The sequence below is a fragment of the Paenibacillus sp. D2_2 genome, assembly GCF_031199965.1.
GTDB lineage: Bacteria > Bacillota > Bacilli > Paenibacillales > Paenibacillaceae > Fontibacillus.
Window position 1 is genome coordinate 3547282 of sequence record NZ_CP133605.1, and the last position, 20881, is coordinate 3568162.

Genomic DNA, 20881 nt, shown 5'->3' on the forward strand with positions numbered 1-20881 from the left:
TCCATATTAGCCGCCAAACATCTGCATCACATGTATAAGACTTCCACTCTCAGCGCCTAGCAGCTTCTCAATGTTGTATACTAGCGCCTGCGCCCGCTGAGCGAGCTCCTCGTTCGTCATCGGAACCATATCATCATCAAAAATCGTATTGGCATAAATCATAACCATCTCCATGCACTCATACGGAAACGGTGTGTTAAACAGTCCCTGCGCGATACCTTCGCGGATAATATCCGCCAGAATCGGCGTAACTCCGTTAATCAGCACCTTTTGTATTTTCTGATGCATCAGCGCGTTTTGCGGCTTGTGGATATGCTCCATAATCTCCTGATTGCTTCCGTCGTTCATATTCAGTGCCATGACCACACGGATAATACGTTCAACGACGGGAATGCTCTTGTCCGCGGCAATTTCTTGTGCCGCCCCTATTAGACGAACGCTATATCGCTCAATCAGCGCATCCATAATATCTTCCTTTGATTTGAAATGATAATATAGCGTCCCCGCGCAATCCCGACCTTCTCGAGAATATCGTTCGTACTCGTGCCATCAAAGCCTTTCTGTGTAAACAGCTCTTCCGCCGCATCAAGAATTTCATTCCTGCGTTCTTCAGCATCTTTAACAACTCTCATATTGCACCTCCCTGTTTGAATCAATTTATCGACCGACTGTCTGTCGGTAATATAGTAACATAGATTATGAGTGATGGAAAGAGATATACTTCTCTATGAAAAAAAGAGCACGATCTGGAATCACTCCCTTTTCGCGCTCTCTTTTTCATTATTATTTCACGAACTATAGTAGCTATCAATAATCGTGTCTCTCAACCTCTCTGCATCCCTAATATCTGATACAGCTCCTCAAGCGTACGAATTTCATAGGTTGGAACAATATCCGTATCATTCTCTTGCCCCGTAGGATTGAACCAGCATGTATCCAAACCTGCCAGTTGCCCGCCCTTGATATCGGAGCTTAATGAATCCCCGATAATTAATGCCTGCTGCGGATCAAAATTTGAAATGCGTGCGAACACGTAATCAAAGAATTCTTTCATGGGCTTCTGATAACCCGTATCCTCCGATACGAAAATATTCGTAAACATCGGATGTAGACCTGAATCATGGAGCCGGCGATCCTGTGTCTTAGATACACCATTCGTCACGATATGCAGGTCATACCCGCCCTTCAGAGCCGTAATCACTTCCAGAGCACCATCGATAAGCTGATGTCCCTGTTCTAGATAGCTGCGGTATTGCTGTTCCAGCAGAACTCCATCTACTTCATGCCCATACTCCTTCAATAGCAGAGAAAATCGAGTATTTACGACTTCATCGCGATCGATTTGTCCCTCTTCAAATGCCCTCCATAGTCCCTGATTCACTTGTTTATAATGCGCTTCGATTTCATCCGTTAGCTTCATCTGTTGTTCTTCGAATAATAAGCGCAAAGCCAGCCTTTCAGCTTCCTTAAAGTCTAATAATGTATCATCTACGTCAAATAATAATGTCTTATAATTCTTCATCACTTATCCTCTCCAATCCCAATCTGTCTACATATGTCTTTATATACCCTCTTAAGCTGCTGGCTGGTTTGGTACCGACTTACGCGCATCGCTGCGCTTGCCGCCTGTCTTAAATACGATAATGCCGCCAACAATGACCAATACCCCGACAGCCTGTTTTCCCGTAAAAGGGACCTTATCTAGGCCAAGCAGTCCCAGTGAGTCGAACAAGAGAGCAAATCCGATCTGGGACGCCATCGCGATGGAGATCGCATACGTCGGACCAAGACGCTTCACTCCCTGCACCAACGAAAGAACCACGCCTACCCCAATAATGCCACTGAACCAGTACCACGTCTTCATATTAGACAAATCGAACAGTTGCTTGCCTTCAACTGCTAGGCCAATGGTGAATGAAGCGAAGAATCCCATGGCAAGCACGATTGCCGTAGTCGTCCACGTTCCCACGCCCGCATCCACTTTGTTATTGAATACATTTTGAATACCCACAAGCGAGCCAGCAATGAGTGCCAATACCAAGCCTGTAATCATAAGCGTCTCCTCTCACATTTCATATATATTATGACCTGCCAATGAACGCAATCGCTCCCGATCCTTTACATAAATGAATCCGCGACTGCGTTCAACCAAGTCCTCTTCGCAAAATTTATGAATAACCCGGTTTAGATGTCTGTAGCTAGTACCGAGATAGTTCGCCACGTCCCGCAAGCTGACTGTACTGAGCTGACCGTTAAATCGTGGATCCGATTCGTCATACGAGATGGATAAGAGATAACTCGCCAAGCGTGCCTCCACCGGATACATCAGATTAAAGCTTAATGAGTCGGATTTCGTGCAAAACTTCGTCGTAATGATCCTGAGCAGAAAACGAAGCAATTCCGGGTCACTTGTTCCATAATGATGCAGCCAGCGAGTATGGACAGCAATCAAATGAACGGACGATACAGCCTCGACCGAATTCATAAAGTCGATCCCTTGTACATACTCAATGTCCCCGATCACCTCTAGCGCCGTTTTGAACGATATGATCAACGCCTTGCCTTCCGCAGAGGTATTATGAACCTTCACTTTCCCTTTCACAAGTACGTACAAGTACTCCGCAGGATCCCCCTGCGAACAGATGAGTTCACCCTGCTCATAGCTGTAAAGGACCAAATGCGGCATGATGTTCGCATTGAATGTCGATGCAATCTCATGTATCTCCAAATAGTGAGCCAGTTGTTCACGATCCTTAATTTCTTTCATAGCACGCCTTCACCTCTGCTGCGGAAATTACATCTTCATTATAATCACTCCGGCGATCATCATCCCGATACCGATGAACTGAGCTAGCTTCATCTTCTGCTTCGCTACACCGAACCATCCCCTGCTGTCGATCACAAAGGTTACACCTAGCTGAGCTATCAACACAATGGCTATCGTCAAGGTAATGCCGATGTGATGAATTGCCGTAACATTACTCGAAATGATGATCGCTGCCAGGGCACCCCCGGTAAGATACAACGGCTTCACTTTCCCTACTTTCCTCCACTGCCCGTCACGGACGATAAGCAGAAGGAGAACAGCCAGCACAAATCCAGTGAACTGGGTAATCGTCGCCGCTTGCCAAGTGCCAATATCTTGACTGATTCGGGAGTTCGCTACACCTTGCAGCGTAATAAACGCCCCGCCTAACAATGCAAATAAGATTCCTAACATCTTTCCGCTCCCCTACTACTTGATCGATTTCACTATGCTACTATTTAAAATCAAATCGAAGCATCCGGGGAAGGACATATGTCCCAAGTGTATCAAAAAAGGAAAGCATAGCGACATCCCACTTATTAATGTGTGTTCGAAAAGGCAGGTTTTCAGCACCAAAGCTTATGCTTCCGATGTGCGTTTTTTCAAAACGCTTCAGTTGGATAAAGCTAGGGACTTTTTGAACAACCTCTATTATTGTGCTTGTCCCGAGAAAATCGGCAATAGAACTTCATCGACCAATTGGATCTGATACTCCCTCGTTACAGCTCCACCACGCATGATGTTTTCAACCCGCAGAAAATCAAAGGGCAAGCTCATTTGCATAGTTGTGAATTCATGATGTATCTCCCCTCGTTCTTTGGCAAAACCCTCGATCCTCTTCATGACTTGCATATTGCTGTTACGTGCACTCACTGACCATTCTTTGACACTATCATTCTTCTGACTTAGCACCAACAACGTTGCACTAAGAACCTCTGAACTTATGGTTTCAAAAAATTGCTGATAAATCTCTACAACACTCAATAAATCTAGACGTAAGCTTCCTTTATTTTGGATCAGATCAATCATATCTCCTCCAAGAGCCTGTGTAGATTTATAGTGTACCACTGCATGCAACAGATCAACTTGCGTCTCATAACGGCGATAAATGACTGTACGACTAGTTTCTGCCTGTTTTGCTACATTTTGAAACGTCATATTTTCATAACCTGATTCATGAATAATATCGTATGCTGCCTCGAGAATGGCAACCTCTAGCTCTTCGCCACGTCTTCGCTCATTTACCATGGTATATCCTCCCGCTTCATTACTACTCATTATTTTATCACATTTTAAGATACATGTTGTACTTTATTTGATTTAGGTGTATACTCCTGAAACAAGATACAATTTGCATCTTATTTTGAAGGAGTGGGTTAAAATTATATGATAAATAAAGCAGAAGGAAAGCTACCAAAAGAATTGGTCCATATGGCGTTTATTCTTGTGCTTGGTGCCATTGCACCCATGCTCGATACTACTATGGTCAATATTGCCGTAAATCAATTTGCTTATGACTTTCATACCTCGCTGAATACCATACAATGGGTAATCACCGGTTATGTCTTAGCAACCGCCATTGCCGTTCCCTTTTCTGGATGGCTCATCAACAGGTTTGATGGAAAACATATTTATTTGGCAGCTGAATTGCTATTTTTAATAAGCTCTGTCCTTTCAGGTGCCTCCTGGAGTATCGGAAGTCTAATTGCGTTCCGTTTGATTCAAGGTTTTAGCGCTGGACTTATCATCCCGTTATTAACCACATTATTAGTTAAAGCAGCCGGACAAGAAAACATGGGGAAACTGATGTCTATTGTTGGATTACCTATTATTCTTGGACCTATACTAGGGCCTGTAATAGGTGGGGGATTGTAGAATACTTCTCATGGCGCTGGATTTTCTTCGTAAATATTCCGTTTGGAATTATTGCACTATATTTTATTTATAAGAAGCTACCAAGCTTTCCGCTGCCAATAAACAAGCCAAGCTTGATTGGTTTGGTATCATCATGTTAGGCACTCTTTCAGTCAGTTATATTTATGGAATTACACAAGCAGCATCAGGATCGGGATTCGGTAATGCGAGAACCATTACGTTTATTACTATAGGTGTAATTTTGACGGTAGTATATGTGATTTACGCATTCTCCAAACCGAAGAAAGTCGTAGTTCCTTTAAACCTGTTTAAATACAAAAGCTTCTCTGCATCCATTGTCGCCTTAGTGTTAGCCGGAATTGGAACGAATGGAGCCATGCTGCTATTACCTCTATTCTTTCAAAACATTAGAAATGATTCAGTAGTTCTTACCAGGTCTCTCCCTCATACCACAGGGACTGGGCATGCTAGTCGCGAGGCCCTTAATTGGTAAAATGACAGATAGAATTGGAGCCAAGATCGTAGTGATGATCGCGATCGTCATTACTTTTATGGGAACACTACCTTTCCTATGGTTCTCACAAACAACGAGCTATTGGTTCATGGCCATTATTCTATTTATTCGCGGAATTGGTGTAGGAGGCGTCACGATTCCAATCATGACAGATTCTTATACGGGTCTTTCTAAGGATCAAATACCACAAGCCAGTATTGCAACGCGTATTATTCAGAATATTGGCGGGGCCTTTGGTTCAGCCTTATTAGCAACCATCGTTGCCAATCAAATGAGTAATATGGAACCAAGTCTTGCTCATCTAACATCCGCTTATCATGCTGCCTTTTTGGTTGCCAGTGCCTTGACGTTGGTTATGTTCATACCTTCCCTATTTTTAACAAATAAAGTGACAAGAAAGGCGAAAATGGTCACAATGAACAAGTCGTCTTAGATACACGAATGGGCGGTTTCCTGAAATGGAAATCGCCCTGTCACTTAACGGTCCGCAGTTCAACTTTAAGACTGCCTTCCCACTTTTTATCCCTTCATACCCCCTTGCATGCTGAACCCTTTAGACATAAATCGCTGTGAGAGGATATACAACACAATCGACGGTATCGCGTAAAGCACAGAAAAGGAAGCTAATCGTCCGTAATCTACCATGCCGTATTGGCCAAAAAACTGATACAGCTTCAAGGATGCCGGGAAATTCTCTGGAGTTTGCAGCAAAATGTATGGAACGAAGAAATTGCCCCAGCTACCTGAGAACGTAAAGATGGCTACTGTGCAAATCCCTGGCACCATCAGTGGTGCGATGATCTTTCGTATACTAGTGAACACGGATGCACCGTCTACCCATGCCGCCTCCTCTAAATCTTCAGGAACGGAATCCATGAAATTTTTAGTCATCCAGATTCCGTAAGGCATAGCAGAAGCTACATAAAACAGTACCACCCCAAAAACACTGTCATACAGTTTGAGGCTCAGAAACAGCTGGTACACCGGTACCATCACAGCCGTAATAGGCAGCGAAGTCATAAAGAGGATGGTGAGCATAAATGGCTTCTTAAACTTCAGCTGATAACGAGATAACGGATAAGCCGCCAATAGCGCTAACACAACCACGATACCGGCTTGACCCAAAGACATTAACAGACCAATGGCAAAAGAACGTTGATTCTCAGGACTGGTGAGCACATCAACATAATTCATCATCGTTAACTGCTTGGGCATTTTTAGGGATTGCATCGCATTGAGATCAACGGATGCCACCAGCACCCACAAAAGTGGTAGCAGAAAACAAATCCCTATGAACGATAAAATAGCATACGGAAGGATGCGATATATAAGCTTACGCTGTATCGTATTCATGCGAAGTCCCCTTTACTCTTTTAACGAACGGATATAGAACAGACTAAGCACGATCCCCAGGAGCAGTAGAAGGAGTGAAATCGCCGTGCCATAACCAAGCTGATAGTTCACAAAAGCCTGGTTGTACATAAAAATCGGCAATGTCGTCGTTTTGGTCCCGGGCCGCCTCCAGTCATAGCATAAATGAGTCCAAACACGCCCAGCGTCTGCAGCGTAACAAGCATCATATTAGTAGTGATCGTCTGCTTGATATAAGGAATTGTAATTCGAAATAATATTTGTAGTTTCGATGCGCCGTCTACGACCCCAGCCTCTTCGATCTCGCTTGGCACATTATCAAGCGCTGCCTGAAAGACAATCATGGAAAAAGCAGTTCCATGCCAGATGTTCCCAAGAATAATAGCTAACATTGGAACAGTAAAAAGCCAGGTGACCTGAGGAATAGCAAAAAAGGATAAAATCATATTCAATGTCCCTTCATCCCCAAAAAAGCTATATAAACAAAGGGCGCACACAATTTCAGGTGTAACCCACCCAGCTAACACGACCGTACCCAGGATGCGACGAAACGTCTTATTCTTGTGCTTCATGAGCAACGCGATTAGAAAACCAAGCACCTGCTGACCAATCACCGCAGAGCCGGTCAAGAAAACCAACGTATTCCAAATACTGATCCTGACCGTCGGGTCATGAAACATTCGGGTATAGTTAGCAAGTCCAACAAATTTTAGCTCTTTGGCCGCCTCCCCGGTTAAAGCCAGGTTCGTAAAAGAATAAAAGAACGTCAGTAGGATCGGGTAGATAAAAAACAGTAGCATTATCGCAACGGCTGGCAGTAGGAAATAAAGCCATGTCCAATTTTTTCTTCGTAACGTCCGGGATGAGATCGAGACTACGCTCATGAATGTTTCCCCTTTCTCGGATGAATGAGACACTACATGCCTGCACTTCGCAGATCACGCTTAGGTGCAGGCATGCAGATCTATTTATTTTTCTATGGTATGATCCTGACCGACAATTCGGGTGACGTCTTGCGCATACTTTTGAGCGGCATCTGCTGCGGAAGTACCCGAAGCAACCGATTCTACCATCGTTTGAATTTGCGTTGATACTTCTGGATATTTATCCTGAGCTGGTCTAAATTCTGCATTTTTCAAATAATCCGTTGCGATTTCGTTAAATGGCATATCCGTATATTCAGGATCCTTACCAACATCGGCCCGCACCGTTATATTACCGGACGCTATAACTAACTTTTGTGTGTTCTCCTTATTTAGTGCAAATTGGATAAAGTCCCAAGCTTCATCCTTGTGCTGTGCGTTGGCTGGAATGGACAGTGCCCAACCTCCTGCGAGTGTAATCGAACCTGGAGCTTGCCCTTTGTTCGTAGGCATCGGAGCAAATCCGAGCACATCTTTGTATTCCGGCCACGGAGCAGCCCCACTATCCAAATAGTTTCCTGTAATCCAGGACCCATCCAGCAATATGCCCAGCTTGCCTTTTGGCATGTATTCTCGGGTTGCTGTATTGCCGGCCTGCCCGTTCAATACTTTGGAGAGCGGTGGCCCCAGCTTTTCCTTAACAATCGTCTCAACAAAAGTTAACGCATCGGTGATTCCCGCACTTTTTACAATCCATTTACCGCTTGCGTCATCATATAGTCGTTCCCCTGTTCCATACAGCAGCATTTCGTAGGTCTGCATCGAGGTTGCTTCCCCCGTAGCTTTACCCATGTTCATCCAGAAAGGCACAACATCGCTGCCTGCTTTTTCTTTAATGACTCTGGCGGCAGAAAGAACCTCATCCCATGATTTTGGATTCCAATCTTCAGGAAGTCCCACTGCCTTGAATATATCCTTGTTGTACCAAAGTCCCCTTGAATCCGTATTGTATGGGACGCCATATATTTTTCCATCGCTAGCGGTAACGCCCTTCTTCATCGCTTCGATAAACGAACCGTTACTCCAATCCCCCCAGCCTTTCAATCGCTCATCGAGTGGTTCGAGGAAACCAGCACTAGCATCCGAGTTCAGCATGAACGTATCTTCGGTGACGATATCCGGTGCAGTGTCCTTCGATTTGAGGGCTAAAGCGATTTTGGCAAAATAATCTCCTTCCGATGCCTGAATCGGTGTAGGCTTGATCTCTACATCCTGATTCGGATACCTTGAAGCCACATCTTTAATCCATTTGTACAAGACTCCTTTTTCGCCAATACCGTCGTCACGATAGGTAATCGTAATCGTCTTCTTGGCTGCCGCCGTTGTACCTTTGTCGTTACCTTCCTTAGCCGGAGTCTCTACCTTCCCCTTGTCATTTGACGTTGTACCTGAACCTGGACTCGAGCTTGAACTAGAACAACCAACCGCCATGACCAAAAGAAGCGCCAGCGATAAAAGTCCCCATTTACGATTTGCTTTCTTCATCAGTACCCCTCCTCCATTTAGAAAGCGTTTCCATAAAAGCTTATTCGCTTCTTCCACAAATATTCAGACAAACTGTTTGTGATTCTTTTCCCGATCGGCACTAACGGATTGTATCAAAGACCCCTCCTGACCTTTTCAGATGTTGCTGTTGTATTCTTGCGCTAAGAACATACGTACATGTAATAATCACAAATTCCATCATATGAGCAAAAGAAAAGCACCCATTAAGGTGCTTCAGCCTGTTGGTCAAGCCCCTATTTTGTAGACATTGAAAAAGCCCTTAGGCCACGAGCTGGCGTCGGTACTGTACTGGCGTCAGCTTGTTTAGTTTTCTTTGTGGTCGATTATGGTTATAAAACTGGATATATGTCTCAATTCTCCTTTGTACCTCATCCAAAGTTCGGATATCATAGGGATAGAGTCCTTCCGTCTTTAGATGTGAGAAGAAGCTCTCCATCGAGGCATTGTCATAACAATTGCCTCTGCGAGACATGCTGATTTGGGCGCCAACCTGTGGCAGCATGTCGTGGTAAGCACAGGACGTGTACTGGAACCCTTGGTCGCTGTGAACGATCAATCCAGACACGTCCTTAGTCTTTTCAAAGGCATTTCTGAATGTCTGTAAGACCAGCTCGTTATCATTTCGCAAACTCATATGGTAGGCTACAATTTCGTTATTAAACAAGTCTTTGATTGCCGAAAGGTAAACCCAGGTGTCCAAAACTCGGAATTGGGTCACATCTGTTACCCATTTTTGATTGGGCTCATCCGCCTTGAAATTACGACTCAAGAGGTTATCTGCAAAGCGTCCACCAACAGAGGAGGAATAGTTATAACGCCGCTTACGACGTATTTTAGCTTGTAATTCCAAGGCTTGCATAAGACGCAATACTTTCTTGTGATTCCACCACACCTGATGGTCTTGGAGCAGAAATAATTGGATCTGCCGGTATCCGTACTTGCCTTCATATCGATCATATACGGCTTGGATCAAGGCTTTGCAAGACTCATCCCGATCTGTTTCTCCTCGCTTCAGATAGGCATAATATCCACTTCTTGAGACTTTCAATAACTTACATAGTGCATAAACATTTGATCCATCGGCTAATTCTTTGATTATAGAAAACTTCTCTTTCGTACCTCCCGCATCCAGATTTTCAAACACTTTTTTAGCATAAGATTCTCCCGTTCTAATTGTTGAACATACCGATTCTGATCCACATATTCTTTGCGTCTTCCTCGTTGATCCAGCAGACCAAACTCCCCTTGCTCACGGTATTTCCTCATCCACCTTTTCACTCTGTCTTTATCTTGAATTTCAAGATGCTCGGTTATCTGTCGATAGGTCCATTTCTCCTCAACATGTAATCGAATCGCTTCTATTTTGGTTTCTTCAGAATATGATTTAAACTTTTTCCCTTTGTTTGACACAAAAATACACCCCCTAGAATTCATCGGTTTACCCAGGGGGTTTTTCCAATGTCTATTCTAAAGGGTGCACGTCACTGTAGAAAAAGCTCATGCGAAGTCTTTCAATCTTTAACGAAACTACAGAACGCTATTTCCCCAATAAGAGCATCAAAATAAATCTAACGAAACTACGGAGCGTTATTCAGGAGAAATCGAGGCTTCTAGTCACGAAATTGCTTCAATAACGTGTCTCAGTTTCGTTACAATTTCTAGCAGCTCATTTTGACCTGAATAGCGATTCCCAGTTTCGTTAGAAAACAAAAACCACTACCGGCATGACACCAAAACGCTTTCGGGATAAAAAGACCACTTGGTCTGATATGCTCCCATCAATAGTGGATAGGGAACACTTCAGGCTAAGTGGTCTTATGCTCATTCTGCAGACTGATATCCTCGATGCGGTTAGACTTCCAGGCTGTCAGCCGGTGATACCTTTTTGTGGGGACGGTTGACTAAGATAATGCCTGAGACGATCAAGCCTAGCGCAATCAACACAATGAGATGCAATTCTTCACTTAAAATCAATGCGGACAAAATGACGCCGAAAACGGGAACTAAAAACAAGTACATAGAAATGCTGCCCACCTTGTTGTATTTCATGACATTATTCCAAAGCACGAAGCCTACCGCAGATAGCAGCGCCAAATACAGCAGAATCAGCGCCGATTTCCATGTAAACTCAAATGGCAGCGGTCCTACAAACGCCATGCCCACAGCTAGCAGCGCGCCTCCACCAATCAGCATTTGCCAGCTTGTCATGTACAACACATCTTGTTCTTTAGCTTCGTTCTTGAATAGCACATTGCCGAATGCACCGAAGAACATCGCAATGAGAAGACAGATTTCCCCAACGCCGATATGAAGAGACAATTGCCCTTTGGTCATGTTAACGATAATTACACCGGAGAAACCAAGCATGGTACCGATCCATTTCCTCGCATTCAAGCGATCGTTATTATACATATAATGGGCCAACAGGATTTGAAAAAAAGAAGTTGTCCCTGCAATAATCGAACCTTGGATTCCTGTACTTGCACTCAAGCCATAATAAAAAAGACGTACTGAAGAAGCGTCTGAAATAGACCGATTTTACCAAGCTTCAACAGCGTTCCCCGTTGATATCCGGCTTTTTTGCCGATCATGACCATGAACAATAAGATTAGAAGCGCGGCTAGAACGAACCGATATCCAGCGAATAATAGCTGTTCCGACCAGTCTTCTTTCCCAATCGCCAACATCCCGTAGCTAAGCTTGATAAACGGAAAAGCACTCCCCCACAGCAATGTAGCCAAAGTCGCAGCAAACATGATGCCAATAGGATGTTTAAAAAATTTCTCTGTTGTCATACCTGCAGACACCTCAATGCATGTTAATCTCACTTCAAACTTTAATTAAAGTATAAAAATTATAACAGAATTATAACAGTATAGAGCAATGTTACTTTTTCTCATAGATATGCGCAATAATTCCTCAAATAAGATCTAACAACGATTCCCGGGCAAGATTAGCGAAAAGTAGGAATTGTACCGAATGTGCAGAATGAATAATATATTAAGTCGCAAATATATTGACAGGTACTTCTATATGGTTAAATTTTCTTATTAGTTTGGCTATGTTAAACTTTGTTGTTGATATTTGATAATTACGAACAAGCGTTCTATAATAAGGGCAATATAACTGTTCGGAGATGATTTGCCCATGGATTTAAAGGAACTGAAGAAGCTTGCTGATACGTTGGACGATAATGGTAAGCGAGAACTTATCTACTTTTTGCAGTCCCGAACCAAGGGAGTGGCACTTCCAGTTCGAGCGATTGATGAAATTCAAGAGCAAAAGCATAAAGATGGACTTGTTTGCCCGCATTGCAAAAACCATTCTGTTGTTCGATTTGGAAAGTACGCTGTAAGAACACGCACTGGTGAGGTTAAACGTCAACGTTACCGTTGTAAGTCCTGTCGCCAAACATTCAATGACCTTACGAACACCCCTCTGCAACGAACGAGGCGACCTCATATGTGGGTTCGTTTTATCGAATGCATGATTGAGGGCTTTTCTCTGAGAAAATGTGCAGAGCAGTTAAACGATGAATTCACGAATGTCACCTTGTTTTACTGGCGGCATAAGATTCTTTCCGCTCTGAAGCAGATTCCAACCGAAGCATTTCAAGATATTGTTGAAATGGACGAGACCTACTTTCTTTACTCGGAAAAGGATAAGCGGAATATTGCCGAACGCAAGCCACGTAAACGTGGCGGTAAAGCGAAATATCGTGGTATAAGCCACGATCAAGTGTGCGTGCTGGTTGCCCGTGACCGTCAGAAAATGACTTACTCTGGAGTACTTGGGCGTGGACGTATTCGGATTACAAAATTAGACGAAGCGATTGGTGGTCATCTATCTGACTCAAACGTGTTATGCACTGATTCATGGAGGGCATTTAGCTCCTATGCGAATTCAAAAGGCATGACCCATTACCGATTCAAATCCGACGGAAAACAACGTGTGAAAGGCGTGTACCATATCCAAAACGTAAACAGCTACCACAGCCGCTTGAAGAAATGGATGGATCGCTTCAATGGTGTTGCAACAAAGTATTTGCAGAATTACTTGGCGTGGTTTCGTTACTTAGACAGCAAGGAATATGAGAATACCGCATCGAACAAGAAAAATATGTTGGTCAAATCGTGCCTGTTTACTGTGACCGACACGAACACCAAACTTCGGCTTTCTGCTTATTCTTGTTAAGCTAACGGGCAGTTATGCGTAACTTCCAAGGAATGTAAACATCTAAATAACGTAAGGAACGAGGAGGCAGACAATTCATGGGAGGAACGAATGTATGGGATGCGGAGTGGGAGGTTAACGAAGAGCAGGCGCGGACGCTGATCGGCAGACAATTCCCTCAGCTGTCATCGAAGCAAGTGAAGCGATTGGGCTGGGGCTGGGACAATACCGTTTTTCTCATCGGTGACGAGTACGTGTTTCGGTTTCCAAGAAGAACGATTGCAGTTGGCTCGATTCGTATGGAAGGGAAGCTGCTGCCGAAGCTGGAGTCATATATGACCATCCCCTATCCGAAACCGTTGTTTTATGGCGAAGCAAGTGACGAATACCCGGCACCATTTCTTGGCTATGCCTACGTGCTAGGAGATTTCCCAATCGGTTTGACGGAAGAACGCCGGGCTTTATCGGCAGAGACGCTGGCGAAATTTTTGCGGAGATTGCATGAGTTTCCGGTGCAGGCGGCGCTGAAGTGCGGAGTTCAGCAAGATCATCGAAACTTGACGGACATAGCATCGCGCAAAGTGAAATTGGAGGGCTTTCTATCGAAGGTGGTTGAACACTTGTCACCGGAGGAGTCCGGTGTGATCGAAGCGTATATTAGCAGGCTGCAAAAGGACCGTGTCGAGGCGGTGAATGCACTGCTACATGGCGATCTTCATTTCAAAAATATGCTTGTGAATGAGAACGGGATCGTTTCCGGCATCATTGATTGGGGCGATCTGAGCGTAGGCCATCCGGCTTGCGATTTGAGCGTTGCTTATAGCTTTTTACCACCTTACGCTCGCGGCGTGTTTTTCGAAACGTACGGGGGAGCGGACGAGGAAACGAAGCTGTTGGCGCGGCTGATCGCGGTATACATCCCCGTACTGATCTTAATGCAAGCGGTCGATGACGGGAATGAAGCGATTGCGGCAGAGGCGAAATCCAACATCATGCGGGCACTTTCGGATTAGGCTCATTATTTCGTTGCGGCTATGGGGCTATGGCTATCGGCACCATTTTGTCGTTTAAAGGCCGCGATAAGGTACGATCCGCCTTCTCTGATGCCGCTTTATGTTGAGGAACACGAAATTCAACAGAGTAAGTCGTTGCGCTAACGGGACACGATAGCAATAAACCGCCTTTTCAACGAAGGCGGTTTTCTTATGGTCAAATATCAACATTAGAATTTAACATAGCCTAATAAAAAGAAAACCAGGCCTATTTCTGGGCCTGGTCATCTAATGCTCAACATTCTAACTATCGTTCCCCGTATTGGGCATAACTTTCGTTATTATCATGTAAATCGCTATTGTCGCCTTACTTATCAACCGAAAAAGAAATCAAGAACATTCGAACCAGCCGAAGATTTTTTATTGTAAAATTCGGAATACCCGCAATTTGCGCAGTACACGACTACAAATTGATTGTGCTGAATATCGAGCATTTTGGAAAGTCCTGTGCCGGTCATTGCTACTTCTTTCGTCCTTGCGTCTCTGCTACCACATTTAATGCATCCCTTTTCACTCATACATCTATCACTCCCTATTGTTATGTTTCTTTGTACGTTTCCAATGCTTATAAGGTTTCGCAAAAAACAGAATAGTTTATTTTCAATAGACTCCACCAAATCTTATACCGGTTGACTTCATGTTAATTTAACAAAATAGGAAAGGCGCATTCCTAAGGGAATTGCGCCTTATGTAATATTCCAGGATAGAACAGTATTTCTGACCACTTCAAAGTACTCCTATTTATTATCGAAGGAGATTGGTTTTCGCTAGTTCGATGATTTCGTTGCCTTGCCCGTTCAAAACGGCTTTCAGCATCCACATCGTAAATCCGCGTGCCTGCTCGAAGTTGATCTTCGGCGGCATAGCCAGTTCCTGACGATTGACAACGACGTCTAGCACTACCGGACCGCTGTGTTCGAACGCTCTGCGAACGGCGCTTTCCAAGTCATTCGGATCCTCGACCCGGATTCCTTCGATTCCCATGGCTTGAGCCAGTACCGCAAAGTTTGGATTGTCGAGTTCCGTTCCGAATTCTAAAAGCGGCTGCTTTCATTTCCAATTCCACAAATCCAAGCGCACTATTATTAAAGACAACAATCTTGATCGGGAGCTTATGCTGACGAAGGGTCAATAGATCTCCGAGCAGCATGGTGAGGCCCCCGTCCCCGACAGTGATACGACCTGGCGTCCCGGCTGTGCAACCTGCGCTCCAATCGCCTGAGGCATGGCGTTCGCCATTGTCCCATGGTTAAACGAGCCAATAAGCCTCCTTTTACCATTCATGCTCAAGTATCGGGCAGCCCACACCGTTGGTGTCCCAACATCGCAAGTCAAAACGGCATCCTCATCTGCGAGATCGCTGATTACCTTCATGAGGAATTGCGGATGAATAGGCGCTCGGCCGGGATCGGCAAGTTTGTCCAGTTCCTCGCGGACTTTGGCATAATGTGCGACAAAGTGCTGCAGATGATCAGGGGAGTGAGTTTCCTTTAACAGGGGTAACAGCATTTCGACCGTCGTCTTCACGTCTCCGCACACCCCGTATGCGAGTGTCGTTCGCCGGCCTAGTCGGGAGGAATCCAAATCAACCTGAAGAATGGTCGCTTCTTGCGGATAAAATTGCCGGTATGGAAAATCGGTACCCAGCATGAGTAAGACATCGCATTCCATCATGGCGTGGTAGCCGGAAGAATATCCAATGAGACCGGTTAATCCGACGGAATACGGGTTGTCGTATTCCAGATATTCTTTTCCTCGCAGCGCTATGACCATCGGGGACTGCAGCTTCTCGCACAACTTCATGAGCGAAGCATGAGCTCCCGCACAGCCGGCACCGCATAGCAGGGTGATCCTCTTACCTTTGTTTAAGTAGTCGGCAAGGGTCTCCAATTCGTCTGTAGAAGGGCTAACAATCGGTCGGGTGGAATGGATGACACGTTCCGGAACGGGACTTTCGTCATATTCGAAAGCGGCTACATCACCCGGAAGAACTAAGACAGACACTCCCGACTTTGCCGTCGCGGTTTGCATCGCCATCGTAACCGCTCGAGGCATTTGCTTCGGTCCGGTTACGACTTCACAAAAGAAGCTGCATTCCTGAAACAACATGTCCGGACGGGTCTCTTGAAAAAAGCCGCTGCCGATTTCACTGCTCGGAATATGAGCGGCAATCGCAAGTACTGGCACCCGGTTTCGATGGCAATCGTATAATCCATTAATAAGATGCAAATTACCTGGTCCGCTGCTACCCGCACATACGGCGATTCCTCCACTGAGGGCGGCATCCGCACCCGCCGCGAACGCTGCAACCTCTTCGTGGCGGACATGGATCCATTCTATTTCTCCGGAACGACGGATCGCATCGAGCAAGGCATTGAGCGAATCGCCGATAATGCCATAAATTTGCTTTACACCGGAGTTCAGAAGGGATTCCACAATGGAATCCGCTATCGTTCTTCTCAAGGGTATCTCTCCTTTTTGTTTTTATTATATTGCCATAATATGAGCAGCCTATTCTTGATTTCACAACGATCTAAGCCTGAAGCAGAAGAAAGCCCAACAATCCACATCCGGGTTTGTTGGGCTTCAATCTTCGATTAAGTAGTCAAATTTCGGTCATTTCATTCCTAATTATAAAAATACTCCCGATAGCGCAACGAGGCTCCCGATCCATTGCGGCAGCCTCTATTATTAAATAAATCGACAAAGCTTATGACTTAGTCAAAATTCCTTTAACAAACAATGAGACACTGTGCTTGTAGAACTCTTCCTCGGTGACGAGTTGGGACTGATAATGCCCGTGAATCAGCTCGCTCATCTGAAATCCGTAGCACATCGAGAGAAAAGACATGGCGACAAGACGCTCATCCTGTTTGGGTATAACTTTTTTCTTCTGCAAACGTTCAAAATATTCAACCAGCAAGGAGTGCAGCTTCACCGGCGGATCGGCCAGCACTCTGTCCAATTCGGGAAGCATTCCTTTGTCGCGAATGCCAATCAAAATGATGTCCGCATTTTCATGGAAAAACAAACGGTACTGCTGGCTTACATTCAGCAAATCGACTTCCGGATTATCGGTCGCGTCCTCTCTTAACAACTTCTCAAATTGCGGGATATCCGAATGTCTATCAATGATGGCTTCCAATATGCCTTGCTTGCTTCCAAATTGCCGGAAAATCGTAGATTCATTGACTTTAGCTTCCGTTGCAATGGCTTTGGTGCTTACTCCCCGATAGCCCTTCTTTTTGATGAGCCGTGTCGCGGTTTCAATGATTCTATCTGAAGTTTGCATTGTATTTCTCCTTTTGTATATGTTACACCTATTCTACTACAAGTTTTGCATATTCAGCAGGGTCGCGGTTCATCATTTTCATAAACGTTTATTTAAGACAAATCGCTTCTTCTTCCCAGCGGCTTGGTTCCGTAATCTTGACATGATCAGGTACAAATTGCGTGAGCGTGCCTAATTTATCGAATGTAATCTGAATTCGGTCAGAGGGCAACAACCATTGTTCGGTCTCGATTGCGCAGCAATCCGGTATCGTCCCCATTCCTATAATCGTACCCGGGAGCAGCGTGAAAACTTTGAGAACCTCCTCTATCACTTTTGCAGGGTGTGCAAAATACTCGGATGTGCTTCCCTTCCAGTGCAATCTCTCCCCGATGCGTACATCCACATCTATTGCCAGCGGGTTATCGATTTCATCCGGTGTAACTAGAAATGGTCCTATTCCTTTACTGCGATCAAAATCTTTGCAGCGTGTCGGTCCGGTCAGCGCCTGGAAATCCGGCCATTGCACATCGCGGACGGTACTGTCGTTAAAAATAACATAACCCGCGATGCAGTTCCCCTTCCCTGTAACAAAGGCCAGCTCCGGCTCAATATCCAGGTAGGAAGAGTATGAAGGCCAATGAATCGTATCCCCATCGCCAATTAATGCATGATGGTTACACTTGTAATAACTGAAAGTTACTTTATTCGGATCTTTCTTGAATTTTTCAGAGATTTTTCGTTTAAGCTCTTCTCTTTCTGGCCCTGTATATTCTCTTTGCAGCAGATTTACGCCAGCATTTCTTAAATGTCTTGGCGTCAGCCCAAAATCGATAAGCGCAGCCGGATTCGGAACCGGCGGCAGCAGTTTTACCGCTTCAATCGGGCAGATTTCATTTTCATTGAATTGATGTGACTTTTCGACAGCATATTGCATCAATTCCTTAGCGGAATCATAACTTGCTGGCAGATAATGAAGATAGCTATCCATACTTTCAAGACTGTCAAAGAATGTTCCCTGCATTTTCATGATTGCGGCAAAAGACACAACAAATTTCTCGTTAATTACAAGCCCAAAAGAAGGTTCCTGGAATGTCTTCGTTTGAAAGGTTACTAGCTTCATATTAAAGCGCCTCCATCCATGTAGTGTGATGTTGTTCGAATACAATCATATAGCACAGGATAAATGCATGCAAGTACTTGCTTGCATTTCTGTTTTCCATTCTCTATAATACAGACATAGTCAGTATGCCTTACCTCAAAAACATATACGTAAAGGAGAATTTTCATGAAGTATGGACGTATTATCCAAAAACCTCGCGTTAAATTTTTTGAAGTCGCAGATGGCGTCTTTGCCGGTATTTCGCCGTATCGTGGCATCAGTTGGGCTAATGCCGGGTTCATCAACAAGGGTGAAGGGCTGGTGTATGACACGTTCTTCGATTTGTTCCATGCGCGGGAAATGCGGGAGGCTTTTATGGAAGTAAGCAACGGCAGGTCTCCCGCATATGTGGTGAACTCGCATTATAACAGCGACCATGCCTGGGGAAACAAAGTGTTTGAAGATGCTTGCATTATTATGCATAGGGAAGCGTCCAGAGAGCGTCTCACCGAAAATATTGCTTGGATGGACAGCGTCATCAGAAGAGGAAAGGATTCTCCGGAATCGACTTCAGGCGAGCGGTTTTTTGCAGCGGAATTTGAAGGATTCGACCTAGAAGGCGTAGAATGGGTGCTCCCCAATATTGAGATAAAGGACGATATCAACATCCGTCTTGGCGATACAGAAGTTATGATTTACAACGTAGCTCCGGCCCACTCTGACAGTGACTTGCTGCTGTGGATGCCAAAAGAAAAAGTGCTGTTCGCCGGCGATGTCGTGTTTAACGGTTGTACGGCATACAGCGAAGAGGGAACCCTCAATTGGGTCAAAGTGCTTGATCGCATTATTGATGAAATCAAACCCGAAATCGTTGTTCCAGGACATGGCGCCATCTGCGGCCTGGACTTTGTGAAGGAGCAGAGAGACTACCTCCTGAACCTGATCAGTGAGTTCAATAAGCATTACAATGACGAAATTGATGCCTTGTCCCTGACCAAGCAAATTGATATTTCCCGCTTCCTTCATTGGATTCAGCCAGAACGCTTGTATGTTACAGTGGATATTCTATTGAAAAGCAAACGAGGATTACCACCCCTTCCAATTTGGAACGAGGTGCCCGCTAAGCTGGAAGACATGAAAGCTTTTTTAGCCGGAAAATATGGCAATCAGATCAAGCCATGGGACCCTATGAGTGTTTGGCAAGAATAGCAATTTGAAGCTAACCTACGAAAAAACAAAAATCGGCCCTGTCGCAAACATGCGAACAGCGGCCGTCTTTTGGAGTGTTCCACGGAAATAAAAAGGCGGGAGCTAACAAGACAGCATTGTATAAATATACAAGAACTTTTACTTACGAGCCTCATCCTACTCATGGACTGATACTTAATTTTGCGTTTGGTTTTAAAATGAATGAATAGGCTGTTTTTTTAAAACAATTCTATGAGCATTCCGAAATCGAATTCGGAGGAAGCCTAAAAAACGCTACTGACATACTGTTGTCAGTAGCGTTTTTTTACACTCGGAGTAAGTAACCGTAAAGGAGTAGAGATATATGCGAAGTATTTTTGCCAAAATGAAATAAATATTGGATCATTTATTTTAGGAAGGATGGTATCTCGTGAATTTTGCTTCTGTACGCATCATAACCGACGACGTGGATTCTTTAGTCGAGTTCTATGAGAAAGTCTTGGGTGTTTCAGCGGAACGTCCCGCGCCCGTCTTTGCCGAACTCGTTGTGCCATCGTGCACCCTGGCGATAGGCCACTCCCAGACGGTGCAACTGTTCGGCGCTGGTTCCGCAGTGGCCGCCGACAATCACACTATCATCATCGAATTCCGTGTCCACGATGTCGATGCCGAATACGAGCGCTTGAAGCCGTTTGTCAACGAGTGGGTAAAAGAACCAACCACGATGCCGTGGGGGAACCGTGCTGTGCTGTTTCGTGATCCCGACGGCAACCTGGTTAACCTCTTCACTCCGATAACCGAGGAAGCGATTAAACGGTTCAGCGGTAGGAGTTGACGAACAGTAGAAGTGATGAGACGAATTTCGTCGTGTTAGTAATTTCACTCACCGCGTTCATTAGAAAGAGACCATAGCAACGAGCTATGGTCTCTTCATTTTATCTAGTTTCTTCATTTTGTTGAGAAATGGATCTATTTCAACGACCCTCATTGTCTAAATATAGTTTGTTATCATTAAACTATAAAAAAACAATTGTTTTCCTCCTCTTAGTAAACTTTGACATTAATATTGCTCATATGAATTAAATCAAGGATCCGAAAAA

At 44.6% G+C, this 20881-nt stretch carries 19 protein-coding genes and 4 pseudogenes; 7 read left to right on the forward strand and 16 right to left on the reverse strand.

Annotated features, from left to right (window positions below; genetic code table 11):
* Positions 1–6 precede the first annotated feature (6 nt).
* The 6 genes and pseudogenes from RE628_RS17970 to RE628_RS17995 all read right to left on the reverse strand — a co-directional run bounded on the left by RE628_RS17970 (position 7) and on the right by RE628_RS17995 (position 4054).
* Positions 7–632 (reverse strand): annotated as a pseudogene (locus tag RE628_RS17970) (TetR/AcrR family transcriptional regulator).
* Positions 633–823: 191 nt separating this feature from the next.
* Positions 824–1522: a YjjG family noncanonical pyrimidine nucleotidase gene (locus RE628_RS17975; protein ID WP_309154345.1), complete on the reverse strand. Its 699-nt coding sequence runs from the start codon at positions 1520–1522 to the stop codon at positions 824–826.
* A gap of 51 nt (positions 1523–1573) precedes the next feature.
* Positions 1574–2053, reverse strand: coding sequence for a DMT family transporter (locus tag RE628_RS17980; RefSeq protein ID WP_309154347.1), 480 nt, complete (start codon positions 2051–2053; stop codon positions 1574–1576).
* Positions 2054–2065: 12 nt separating this feature from the next.
* A complete protein-coding gene (locus tag RE628_RS17985) occupies positions 2066–2767 on the reverse strand; it encodes a Crp/Fnr family transcriptional regulator (protein ID WP_309154350.1) in 702 nt (233 codons plus the stop codon).
* A gap of 27 nt (positions 2768–2794) precedes the next feature.
* Positions 2795–3220, reverse strand: a complete 426-nt coding sequence (locus RE628_RS17990) for a DMT family transporter (protein ID WP_309154351.1) — start codon at positions 3218–3220, stop codon at positions 2795–2797.
* Between the two features lie 237 nt (positions 3221–3457).
* Complete coding sequence (locus RE628_RS17995) at positions 3458–4054, reverse strand: TetR/AcrR family transcriptional regulator (RefSeq protein WP_309154354.1); 597 nt, start codon at positions 4052–4054, stop codon at positions 3458–3460.
* Between the two features lie 138 nt (positions 4055–4192).
* Between RE628_RS17995 and RE628_RS18000 the strand changes: the two genes are divergently transcribed.
* The 3 genes from RE628_RS18000 to RE628_RS18010 all read left to right on the forward strand — a co-directional run bounded on the left by RE628_RS18000 (position 4193) and on the right by RE628_RS18010 (position 5628).
* Positions 4193–4681: an MFS transporter gene (locus tag RE628_RS18000; RefSeq protein WP_309154357.1), complete on the forward strand. Its 489-nt coding sequence runs from the start codon at positions 4193–4195 to the stop codon at positions 4679–4681.
* A 133-nt stretch (positions 4682–4814) separates the two neighbouring features.
* Complete coding sequence (locus tag RE628_RS18005) at positions 4815–5174, forward strand: hypothetical protein (RefSeq protein WP_309154358.1); 360 nt, start codon at positions 4815–4817, stop codon at positions 5172–5174.
* 1 nt (position 5175) lies between these two features.
* A complete protein-coding gene (locus tag RE628_RS18010; protein WP_309154360.1) occupies positions 5176–5628 on the forward strand; it encodes an MFS transporter in 453 nt (150 codons plus the stop codon).
* A gap of 86 nt (positions 5629–5714) precedes the next feature.
* Here the strand turns inward: RE628_RS18010 and RE628_RS18015 are convergent, their stop codons facing one another.
* From RE628_RS18015 to RE628_RS18040, 6 genes and pseudogenes are all read right to left on the reverse strand, one after another.
* On the reverse strand, positions 5715–6548 hold the full coding sequence (locus RE628_RS18015) for a carbohydrate ABC transporter permease (RefSeq protein ID WP_309154361.1): 834 nt from the start codon (positions 6546–6548) through the stop codon (positions 5715–5717).
* 12 nt (positions 6549–6560) lie between these two features.
* Positions 6561–7450 (reverse strand): annotated as a pseudogene (locus RE628_RS18020) (carbohydrate ABC transporter permease).
* A gap of 84 nt (positions 7451–7534) precedes the next feature.
* Positions 7535–8974: an ABC transporter substrate-binding protein gene (locus tag RE628_RS18025; RefSeq protein WP_309154362.1), complete on the reverse strand. Its 1440-nt coding sequence runs from the start codon at positions 8972–8974 to the stop codon at positions 7535–7537.
* Between the two features lie 280 nt (positions 8975–9254).
* Positions 9255–10139, reverse strand: coding sequence for an IS3 family transposase (locus RE628_RS18030; protein ID WP_309154363.1), 885 nt, complete (start codon positions 10137–10139; stop codon positions 9255–9257).
* Positions 10091–10405, reverse strand: a complete 315-nt coding sequence (locus RE628_RS18035) for a helix-turn-helix domain-containing protein (RefSeq protein ID WP_309153811.1) — start codon at positions 10403–10405, stop codon at positions 10091–10093. Before RE628_RS18035 ends, RE628_RS18030 begins: the two co-directional genes overlap by 49 nt.
* A 441-nt stretch (positions 10406–10846) precedes the next feature.
* Positions 10847–11790 (reverse strand): annotated as a pseudogene (locus RE628_RS18040) (DMT family transporter).
* A gap of 352 nt (positions 11791–12142) precedes the next feature.
* Here RE628_RS18040 and RE628_RS18045 point away from each other — a divergent pair.
* Both RE628_RS18045 and RE628_RS18050 read left to right on the forward strand, forming a co-directional pair.
* A complete protein-coding gene (locus RE628_RS18045) occupies positions 12143–13189 on the forward strand; it encodes an IS1595 family transposase (protein WP_309154364.1) in 1047 nt (348 codons plus the stop codon).
* Between the two features lie 77 nt (positions 13190–13266).
* Positions 13267–14181 (forward strand): phosphotransferase, encoded by a 915-nt coding sequence (locus RE628_RS18050; protein WP_309154365.1) that lies wholly within the window; start codon positions 13267–13269, stop codon positions 14179–14181.
* Positions 14182–14534: 353 nt separating this feature from the next.
* On the opposite strand, the gene RE628_RS18055 is transcribed toward RE628_RS18050, so the two are convergent.
* From RE628_RS18055 to RE628_RS18070, 4 genes and pseudogenes are all read right to left on the reverse strand, one after another.
* Positions 14535–14738 (reverse strand): zinc ribbon domain-containing protein, encoded by a 204-nt coding sequence (locus RE628_RS18055; protein WP_309154366.1) that lies wholly within the window; start codon positions 14736–14738, stop codon positions 14535–14537.
* Between the two features lie 226 nt (positions 14739–14964).
* Positions 14965–16683 (reverse strand): annotated as a pseudogene (poxB, locus tag RE628_RS18060) (ubiquinone-dependent pyruvate dehydrogenase).
* Positions 16684–16930: 247 nt separating this feature from the next.
* Complete coding sequence (locus RE628_RS18065; protein WP_309154367.1) at positions 16931–17512, reverse strand: TetR/AcrR family transcriptional regulator; 582 nt, start codon at positions 17510–17512, stop codon at positions 16931–16933.
* A gap of 88 nt (positions 17513–17600) precedes the next feature.
* On the reverse strand, positions 17601–18614 hold the full coding sequence (locus RE628_RS18070; protein WP_309154368.1) for a fumarylacetoacetate hydrolase family protein: 1014 nt from the start codon (positions 18612–18614) through the stop codon (positions 17601–17603).
* A gap of 165 nt (positions 18615–18779) precedes the next feature.
* Here RE628_RS18070 and RE628_RS18075 point away from each other — a divergent pair, with 165 nt between their 5' ends.
* Both RE628_RS18075 and RE628_RS18080 read left to right on the forward strand, forming a co-directional pair.
* On the forward strand, positions 18780–19802 hold the full coding sequence (locus tag RE628_RS18075) for an MBL fold metallo-hydrolase (RefSeq protein ID WP_309154369.1): 1023 nt from the start codon (positions 18780–18782) through the stop codon (positions 19800–19802).
* A gap of 409 nt (positions 19803–20211) precedes the next feature.
* Positions 20212–20616: a VOC family protein gene (locus tag RE628_RS18080; RefSeq protein WP_309154370.1), complete on the forward strand. Its 405-nt coding sequence runs from the start codon at positions 20212–20214 to the stop codon at positions 20614–20616.
* The last annotated feature ends 265 nt before the right edge of the window (positions 20617–20881 follow it).